Source organism: Stenotrophomonas sp. PS02297, from assembly GCF_029959705.1.
Lineage (GTDB): Bacteria > Pseudomonadota > Gammaproteobacteria > Xanthomonadales > Xanthomonadaceae > Stenotrophomonas > Stenotrophomonas nitritireducens.
In genome coordinates this window covers 1-8778 of record NZ_JASCOS010000134.1, presented here as the reverse complement: position 1 = coordinate 8778, position 8778 = coordinate 1, and the positions used below count along the sequence as shown (strand labels likewise).

Sequence of the window (8778 nt, the reverse complement as noted above, 5' to 3'; positions counted from 1 at the left end):
GCGCACGGGGACCGCGCGCCTGGTACGCCGCGCACGGGGACTGTCGCCGGTGCGGGAAGCGGAACCCGTTCCCGTCCGGGACTGAGGCTGTCGCGCTTCCGCCATTCCGGCGGGAGCGCTTTTCCAGGAGAGCGCGGATGGCACATGCACTTCCCCGGGGTGGCCGGCTTGCCGGTCTCCTGTACCTGGTCGTCGTCGTCACCGGATTCTTCTGCCTGGCCTATGTGCCCGGGCAGCTCGCCGGTCCCGACGCGCAGGCCGTGCTGGACAACGTGGTCGCCCGGCAGGCGCTGTTCCGGCAGGGCGTGGCGGCGTTCGTCGTCGAGCAGGTGGCCTTCCTGCTTCTTGCCCTGGCGCTGTACCGCGGTTTCAAGGACGTGAACCGCACGGCGGCGACGCTGATGGTGGCGTTCGTGGCGATGGCGGCTGCGCTGGCGCTTGCGGCGTTGTCGCATCGGCTGCAGGCGCTGTCCCTGCTGACCGACGCGGACAGCGCGCAGCTGCTGTCGCCGGAACAGCGCCAGTATCTCGCGCATGCGGCGCTGAAAGCGTATCGAGGCGGCATGCAGCTGGCGCGCGTGTTCTGGGGGCTGTGGCTGCTGCCGCTGGGCTGGCTGGTGCTGCGCTCGCGGCGCCTGCCGCGCGTGCTCGGGGCCCTGCTGGTGCTGGGTGGGCTGGGCTATGCGCTGGATGTGTCCGCCGAACTGCTGGTGCCGGGGTACGCGGACTGGTGGATTTCCGGCTACATGACGTTGCCGGCCGCACTGGGCGAGATTGGCACCTGCCTGTGGCTGCTGCTGTTCGGGCTGCGCGCAGGACGTATGGGCGCAGCACTGCCGCCCGCTTCCTGAGGCCATCACCATGCAGACGAATTCCCGCCCCGCACTGTCCGATCCGCCGCTTCCGCTGCGCCTGAAGCTGTCCGCGCTGTGGGCGAGCCTGACCTTCTGCTACCTCTATGGCGGTTACTTCGGCCTTTACCGGCCCGGCAAGCTGCAGCATATGCTCGATGGCGCCGGTCCGATGGGGCCGAGCAGCCAGGGCTCGCTGCTGTTCGTCGCCCTGCTGCTGGCGGTGCCGGGGCTGATGGTGTTCCTGTCGCTGGTACTGCCGGTGCGCCTGGTCCGCTGGCTCAACATCGGGCTGGCGTTGTTCTATGCGGGCTTCGTCGCGCTTACCCTGCCGGGCGCATGGTGGTTCTACCAGGCCTACAGCGGCATCGAGATCGCGCTGTGCCTGCTCGTCGCGGGCATGGCCTGGCGCTGGCCGCGGACCTGACGGCCGCGGCGCAGCGGATGGGCGTTACACCAGCTTGCCGTAGACGGTGAAGCCGGTCAGCCACAGGCCGAGCATGCTGCCGATATTGGTCAGCATGAAGGTCAGCACGATCCGGGTCACGCGGTTGCGGTACCAGCCCTTGAGCGTCTGCGCATCGTCGCGTAGTTGCAGGAAGTCGGCGTAGGCCGGCCGGCGCAGGCGCGTTTCCACCAGTGCCGAGAAAGCGCCGGTGGGAATGCTCAGGCGGAACGGCTTGAACGGCGCCACGACGATCGCGGTGAGGATGCTCAATGGATGGCTGCCGGCCAGCAATGCGCCGATACCTGCCAGGCCGCCGGTATACAGCGCCCAGATCGCCAGCATGTGCGCGCCCATGTCCATGCCGCCCTTCCAGAAGCCCACGCCGATGCCGGCCAGGACCACGGCGAGGATGGTCAGGGTGATCCATGGGATGTTGCGCTTCTTCGGCACCGACTCCAGCTCCTGGCGCAGCAGGTCGGGGGCTTCAGTGTCGGTTTCCAGATAGCGCGCCAGGCCGGCGAGGTGGCCGGCGCCGACCACCGCCAGCACGTTGCGCTGGCCGTCGCTGCGTTCCTCGCGCAGGCGCGTGGCCATGTAGCGGTCGCGCTCGCCGATGATGCTTTCGTACAGTTCCGGGCTCTCGCTGGCGAATTCGCCGAAGCTGGATTCGAGCATGTCGCCCTGCTTGAGCTTCTCGATCTCGTCCTCGCCCACGTCCTCGGAGGAGAACAGGCCGGCGCCGAGGCCGGCGACCAGCTTCAATTTGCCGAAGAAGCCCAGCCGTTGCGAGGCGCGGCGGAAGGTCAGGCCGACGTCGCGGTCGATCAGGTGCACCGGCAGGCCATGTTCCTGCGCCAGCGTCACCGCGCGCTTGAGCTCGGCGCCCGGTTCGATGCCCAGCTGCTCGGCGAGCCGGCGCTGGTAGGCGGCCAGGGCGAGGTTGGCGGCGAACAGCGCGATCCGGTTCTTGCGGATCACTTCGATCAGGTCGAGTTGGGCCAGCGCGTCCGGATTGGTCAGGGCCTGCAGGCGCTGCGGATCGAGCTCGACCGCGACCGCATCGTACTGGCCGCTGCCGATGGCCTGTTCCACGGCCTGCACGCTGGCGGCGGAAACATGCGCGGTGCCGAGCAGGGTGTAGCGCACGCCATCGCGTTCGACGACGCGCAGCGGCTGGCCGGCGAGCAGTTCGCCGCCGGTTTCGGAGAGGGTATCGGTCATTGCGTCATTCATTGGAAGGGGCGGCGTCGGCGCCATCGCCGAGCGCGCGTTGCATCTGCACGGTATCCAGCCAGCGGCCGTGTTTGCGGCCCAGGCCGCGGAACACGCCCACCAGCTGGAAGCCGAAGCGCTCGTGCAGCCTGATCGAGGCGGTATTGGTGGGCTCGCCGATGACCGCGACCATCTGCCGGTAGCCGCGCGTGGTACAGGCATCGATCAGCGCCTGCAGCAGCGCGCTGCCCACGCCCAGGCCCTGGAAGCGGGCATCGACGTACACCGAGTTCTCCACCGTCCACTGGTAGGCAATGCGGCCGCGGTAAGTATTGGCGTAGGCGTAGCCGGCGACCTGGCCGTCGACCTCGGCGACCAGATAGGGAAAGCCACGGGCGAGGATGTCCTGCATGCGCCGCAGCATCTCGGCTTCGTCCGGCACCTCGTATTCGTAGGTGTTGACGAAGTCGGTCACCTCGACCGCGTAGATCGCGGCGATGGCGGCGATGTCGGCCGCGCCGGCATCACGGATGTGCACGGCCATGCGCAGGTTTCCCGGTCAGTCGATGTAGCGCTTGAGCAGATCGCCGTAGGCGTCGATGCGGCGGTCGCGCAGGAACGGCCAGATGCGGCGCACGTGTTCGCTGCGCTGCAGGTCGACATCGACCACCAGCACGGTCGGTTCGGCGCCGGCTTCGGCGAGGAACTCGCCCTGCGGGCCGAGCACATGGCTGTTGCCCCAGAAATCGATGCCGGAAGCGCCCAGCGGAGAAACCTCGTGGCCGACGCGGTTGCAGGACAGCACCGGCAGGCCGTTGGCCACGGCATGGCCGCGGTGGCTCAGCACCCATGCATCGCGCTGGCGGTTCTTCTCGTCCTGCACATCGTCCGGGTCCCAGCCGATGGCCGTGGGGTAGAGCAGCAGTTCGGCGCCGGCCAGCGCCATCAGGCGCGCGGCTTCCGGGTACCACTGGTCCCAGCACACCAGCACGCCGAGGCGGCCGACCGAGGTGTCGATCGGCTTGAAGCCGATGTCGCCCGGGGTGAAGTAGAACTTCTCGTAGAAGCCCGGATCGTCCGGGATGTGCATCTTGCGGTACTTGCCGAGCAGGGTGCCGTCCTTCTCGAACACCACCGCGGTGTTGTGGTACAGGCCGGCGGCGCGGCGTTCGAACAGCGAACCGACCAGTACCACGCCATGCTTCTTCGCCAGCGCGCCCAGGCGCTCGGTGCTCGGGCCCGGGATCGGTTCGGCCAGGTCGAACTCATCCACCGATTCGTGCTGGCAGAAATACGGGCCGTTGTGCAGCTCCTGCAGCAGCACCAGCTTCGCGCCCTGCGCGGCGGCTTCGGCGACGCGGGCCTCGATGGCGGCCAGGTTGGCGGCGGCATCGCCGTGGTTGCGTTCCTGGATCAGGGCGACGGTCAGGGAATTGGTCTTCATGCGGGCATTGTAAACAGGATGGGACAACAGCCCCTTAGCAGGGAGCGATTCGCGCCGAAGGCGCAAACGGGGCCGGGAAGCCGGGGGCCGAGGCCTGCGAAGCAGGCTCCGGGCGATCTTCCTGCGCGTCAGCCGACAAGGCCGGCGGGAAGCTGCATGGTGATGCAGTGCAGGCTGCCGTTCTGCCAGATCAGCGGGCGGCACGGCACCTGCACGATCTCGCGGTCCGGGAAGGCCTGCGCCAGCACGTCGCGCGCGGCGGCGTCGGCCGGATCGCCATAGGCAGGCATCAGCACCGCGCCGTTGACGATCAGGAAATTGGCGTAGGACGCGGCCAGGCGGCGGCCCTCGTCGAGCACCGGCTGCGCCCACGGCAGCGGGAACAGGCGGTACGGCCGGCCGTCGCGGGTGCGCAGCGCAGCCAGCTCGGCGCCCATCGCCTGCAGTTCGGCGTAGTGCGAATCCTGCGGGTCGTCGCAGTTCTGGTAGACGATGCTGTCGGCCGAGGCGAAGCGGGCGAGGGTGTCGACATGGGCGTCGGTGTCGTCGCCTTCCAGGTAGCCGTGGTCCAGCCACAGCACGCGCTGCTGGTGCATCCATTGCGCCATGTCGGCGCCGAGCGATGCGCGGTCGCGCTCGGGGTGGCGTTCGTGCAGGCACTGCCAGGTGGTCAGCAGGGTGCCTTCGCCGTCGGTGTCGATGGCGCCGCCTTCCAGTGCGAAGGGGATGCTGCGGACCTGCGCGTCGTTGAAGGCGCCGGCCTCATGCAGCACGCCGACCAGCTGGTCGTCCAGGCTCGCCTCGAACTTGCCGCCCCAGCCGGTGAAGCGGAAATCCAGCAGCTGGAAGCTGCCATCGGCGCGCTTGAGCGTGATCGGGCCGGAGTCGCGCAGCCAGGTATCGTCGTACGCTGCGGTGATGAAACGCACTCGACCCATTTCGATGCGGTTGGAGCGCAGGCGCATTTCCGCATAGGTCTCGATGTCATCGTCGGCCACGCAGATCAACACCGGCTGGAAGCGGGTGATAGCGGCGACCAGGGCGATATAGGTCTCCTCGACCTCGGCCAGGCGCTCGGCCCAGTCGGTATCGGCATGCGGCCAGGCGATCAGTACGCCCGACTGGGCTTCCCATTCGGCGGGAAAACGAAGTGCATCGGTCATTGCGGGGGATACTCGGGTCATGCCCGGAGCGGGAGCCGGGCGTTCATCGGCCTCCCGTGGGCGGGAGGCGCGGGTGGGGCGTGTCCCGGCGGCCACGACAGAGGCCGTTCCGGGCGGCGTGGGTCAGCGGATCGGAGGCTTGGGGCCGATCTCGTCGGGGCCGGCGTGGTTGGCGACCACGTCGATCACGCGCTGCTTCTCGAAATAGACGGTGAAGGCTGGATAGACCCAGCGGTTGATCGTCGGCCATTGGCGCTTCTGGCCGCCGCGCGGCTCAAGGCGTTCGGCAGGAGCGCCAAAACGCGCCTCCACCTGGCCCATCGACTCGCCGCGTGCCGGCAGGGCGCCCGCCGGCTTTTCCTGCGCCCGCTCGATCAGCAGGGTGTCGGCCATTGCCGTGGTGGGTGCCGCGATGATCGCGGCGGCCAGGGCCAAGGCCCGGATGGTCTGCTTCATGGTCGCTTCTCCCCGGAGGACAAGTGGCGATTACAGCAAAAAAACGGCGGCAATATAGCGGCGGGCGGCCCTGTCCGATGCAGCCGGCGACGCCCGTGCAGGGTAGTCCGGATGGATGGACGGTGCGCGGCCCGCCACGCGCGGAGGGCGGGGATGCAAAAAGCCGCCCGGAGGCGGCTTTCTGCAAAGGCTGGAATCCTCGCGGATCCCTTGGCGGCTTGCGCCGGCCGGCTCAGCGCTGGCGAGCCTTGAAACGCGGGTTCGACTTGCAGATCACGAAGATCTTGCCGCGACGGCGAACCACCTTGCAGTCACGGTGACGGGCCTTCGCCGACTTCAGGGAGGACAGGACTTTCATGGCATACCTCGGCGGATACGTTGGAGTTCTACAGGGAGCGTAGCCGCGGATATGCAGGTTGACGCTCGTTCAAGCCCGCCATTCTACCGGGCAATTCCATGTGGGTTCAAGTGGTTGCGTCCAATCGGCGGCGGGCGGCGCGGGGCGGGCGCTAGAATGGGCGGATTCCCGTTCAGACGCAGGCCCCAGATGAGCCCACTTCCCCCCGTCCTCACCATCGACGGCCCATCCGGGGCCGGCAAGGGTACCGTCAGCCGCATCGTCGCGCAGCGGTTGGGCTGGCATTACCTGGATTCGGGGGCGCTGTACCGGGCGGTGGGGGTGGCTGCCAGCTGGGCGGATATCGATACTTCGGACGCCTCGGCGCTGGTGCGCTGCACTTTCGACACCCGCATCCGCTTCGTCGAGCGCGGCGAGAGCCTGCGGGTGCTGGTCAACGATACCGACGCGACCGACGAGCTGCGCCTGGAGACCACTGGAGCCCTGGCCTCGGCCATTGCGGCCATTCCGGAGGTCCGGGCGGCGCTGAAGGAGCGCCAGCGCGCATTCAGGGCGCTGCCCGGGCTGGTTGCCGATGGCCGCGACATGGGGACGGTGATCTTCCCGGATGCCCCGTTCAAGGTCTTCCTGACCGCAAGCGCCGAGGAACGCGCGCAGCGGCGGCATAAACAGTTGAAAGAAAAAGGGGTTTCGGTTAACTTTGACGACCTCCTGCGCGAGATCATGGCCCGCGACGCCCGTGATGCACAGCGCGCAGTGGCGCCTCTGAGGGCGGCCGATGACGCCGTCCTCATCGACACCAGCGGTATCGGCATCGACGAAGTCGTTGCCAGGGTGCTGGGCCTGCTTCCCTCGCAGGAAGCGTGACCCGCGGTTCCGTGAGAGCGGCCGGTGACGGCCGCCGTCGCGCAAATCGAAGTTGTACAAGGCTCCGTCGTGCAGGGTGCACGGCGGTTTTTCCACTCCACACACGGCTGCCTGCACGGGGTCGACCAACAGGCGGGCGGTACGCATTCCCCGAAGGGAAACGACCGGCCCATGTGTTCAACTGAGTAAATCCAATGACCGAATCATTTGCAGAACTGTTTGAAGCCAGCCAGGCCAATCTGGCCAAGCTGAAGCCGGGCGCCATCGTCGTCGGCACCGTCGTCGACGTCCGCGGCGACGTGGTGGTGATCAACGCCGGTCTGAAGTCCGAAGGCATCGTGCCGATCGAACAGTTCCGTAACGACGCTGGCGAAATCGACGTGGGCGTGGGCGACCAGGTGAAGGTTGCTCTGGACTCCATCGAGAACGGCTTTGGCGAAACCGTCCTGTCGCGCGAGAAGGCCAAGCGCGCGATGGTGTGGGACGAGCTGGAAGAAGCGTTGGAGAAGAACGAGACCATCACCGGCCGCATCAGCGGCAAGGTCAAGGGTGGTTTCACCGTCGACATCAAGGATGTCCGCGCGTTCCTGCCGGGTTCGCTGGTCGATGTGCGCCCGGTGCGCGACCCGGCCTACCTGGAAGGCAAGGAGCTGGAATTCAAGCTCATCAAGCTGGACCGCAAGCGCAACAACGTCGTGGTTTCGCGCCGCGCTGTCGTCGAGAGCGAGCACTCGGAAGAGCGCGAGCAGCTGATGGACAAGCTGCAGGAAGGCGCGATCCTGAAGGGTGTCGTCAAGAACCTGACCGACTACGGCGCGTTCGTGGACCTGGGCGGCATCGACGGCCTGCTGCACATCACCGACATGGCATGGAAGCGCGTGCGCCATCCGTCCGAAGTCGTGAACGTCGGCGACGAGCTGGACGTGCGCGTGCTGAAGTTCGACCGCGAGCGCAACCGCGTTTCGCTGGGCCTGAAGCAGCTGGGCGAGGATCCGTGGGACAACATCTCGCGTCGCTACCCGGCCAACAGCCGCGTGTTCGGCAAGGTCTCCAACGTCACCGATTACGGCGCGTTCGTCGAGATCGAGCCGGGCGTGGAAGGCCTGGTGCACGTCTCCGAGATGGACTGGACCAACAAGAACGTCAACCCGTCCAAGGTCGTGCAGGTTGGTGACGAAGTCGAAGTGATGGTGCTGGACGTCGACGAAGAGCGTCGCCGCATCTCGCTGGGCATGAAGCAGGTCGCCGCCAATCCGTGGGAAACCTTCGCCGCCACCCACAAGAAGGGCGACAAGGTGTCCGGCCAGATCAAGTCGATCACCGACTTCGGCATCTTCATCGGCCTGGACGGCGGCATCGACGGCCTGGTCCACCTGTCCGACATCAGCTGGAACACCACCGGCGAAGACGTGGTCCGCAACTTCAAGAAGGGCGATACCCTGGACGCCGTCGTCCTGGCCGTCGATCCGGAGCGCGAGCGCATCTCGCTCGGCGTGAAGCAGCTGGAGCAGGATCCGTTCGGCCAGTACATGGCCGCCAATCCGAAGGGCTCCAAGGTCGAAGGCGTGGTGAAGGAAGTCGACGCCAAGGGCGCCGTGATCGAACTGGCCGACGGCATCGAAGGCTACGTTTCGGCCCGCGACATCAGCCACGACCGCGTGGACGATGCTTCGCAGCACCTGAAGGTCGGCGACAAGGTCGAAGCCAAGTTCGTGGGCATGGACCGCAAGGGCCGTACCATGCAGCTGTCGATCAAGGCCAAGGACGAAGCCGAGACCGCCGAAGCGCTGGCCGAGTACAACAAGTCCTCGATCGAAGCCGCTGCCGGCACCACCAGCCTGGGTGCGCTGCTGCGCGCGCAGCTGGGCGGCAACAAGTCCGAGTAATCGGCCTTGGGCCTATCGTAGATGCAACCTGGGCGGGCCCGCCCCCAGGCCCGGGCGCGGGGGGGGTGGTACCGGGGGGGGCGGCGCCCCAGG

10 protein-coding genes are annotated in these 8778 nt (G+C 67.4%); 4 read left to right on the top strand and 6 right to left on the bottom strand.

Annotated elements, in window-relative coordinates:
• Positions 1 to 137: 137 nt before the first annotated feature.
• Together QMX80_RS16970 and QMX80_RS16965 are read left to right on the top strand one after the other, a co-directional pair.
• A complete protein-coding gene (locus QMX80_RS16970; protein ID WP_282278342.1) occupies positions 138 to 851 on the top strand; it encodes a DUF4386 domain-containing protein in 714 nt (237 codons plus the stop codon).
• 10 nt (positions 852 to 861) lie between these two features.
• Positions 862 to 1278 carry a DUF6326 family protein gene (locus QMX80_RS16965; protein ID WP_282278341.1) on the top strand — a complete coding sequence of 139 codons (417 nt, stop codon included), beginning with the start codon at positions 862 to 864 and terminating at the stop codon, positions 1276 to 1278.
• A 24-nt stretch (positions 1279 to 1302) separates the two neighbouring features.
• Here the strand turns inward: QMX80_RS16965 and QMX80_RS16960 are convergent, their stop codons facing one another.
• The 6 genes from QMX80_RS16960 to ykgO form a co-directional block, all read right to left on the bottom strand.
• Positions 1303 to 2520 carry a TraB/GumN family protein gene (locus tag QMX80_RS16960; protein WP_152984209.1) on the bottom strand — a complete coding sequence of 406 codons (1218 nt, stop codon included), beginning with the start codon at positions 2518 to 2520 and terminating at the stop codon, positions 1303 to 1305.
• A 4-nt stretch (positions 2521 to 2524) separates the two neighbouring features.
• A complete protein-coding gene (locus tag QMX80_RS16955; RefSeq protein WP_055765035.1) occupies positions 2525 to 3055 on the bottom strand; it encodes a GNAT family N-acetyltransferase in 531 nt (176 codons plus the stop codon).
• 15 nt (positions 3056 to 3070) lie between these two features.
• Complete coding sequence (locus tag QMX80_RS16950; RefSeq protein ID WP_273081793.1) at positions 3071 to 3955, bottom strand: carbon-nitrogen hydrolase; 885 nt, start codon at positions 3953 to 3955, stop codon at positions 3071 to 3073.
• 128 nt (positions 3956 to 4083) lie between these two features.
• Positions 4084 to 5118: an agmatine deiminase family protein gene (locus QMX80_RS16945; protein WP_282278338.1), complete on the bottom strand. Its 1035-nt coding sequence runs from the start codon at positions 5116 to 5118 to the stop codon at positions 4084 to 4086.
• Between the two features lie 123 nt (positions 5119 to 5241).
• Complete coding sequence (locus QMX80_RS16940; protein WP_235504237.1) at positions 5242 to 5511, bottom strand: hypothetical protein; 270 nt, start codon at positions 5509 to 5511, stop codon at positions 5242 to 5244.
• Between the two features lie 295 nt (positions 5512 to 5806).
• Complete coding sequence (gene ykgO, locus QMX80_RS16935) at positions 5807 to 5932, bottom strand: type B 50S ribosomal protein L36 (RefSeq protein WP_005409283.1); 126 nt, start codon at positions 5930 to 5932, stop codon at positions 5807 to 5809.
• 189 nt (positions 5933 to 6121) lie between these two features.
• Between ykgO and cmk the strand changes: the two genes are divergently transcribed.
• Complete coding sequence (gene cmk, locus QMX80_RS16930; RefSeq protein WP_273081789.1) at positions 6122 to 6799, top strand: (d)CMP kinase; 678 nt, start codon at positions 6122 to 6124, stop codon at positions 6797 to 6799.
• A gap of 194 nt (positions 6800 to 6993) precedes the next feature.
• Positions 6994 to 8685 (top strand): 30S ribosomal protein S1, encoded by a 1692-nt coding sequence (gene rpsA / locus QMX80_RS16925; protein ID WP_055765046.1) that lies wholly within the window; start codon positions 6994 to 6996, stop codon positions 8683 to 8685.
• The last annotated feature ends 93 nt before the right edge of the window (positions 8686 to 8778 follow it).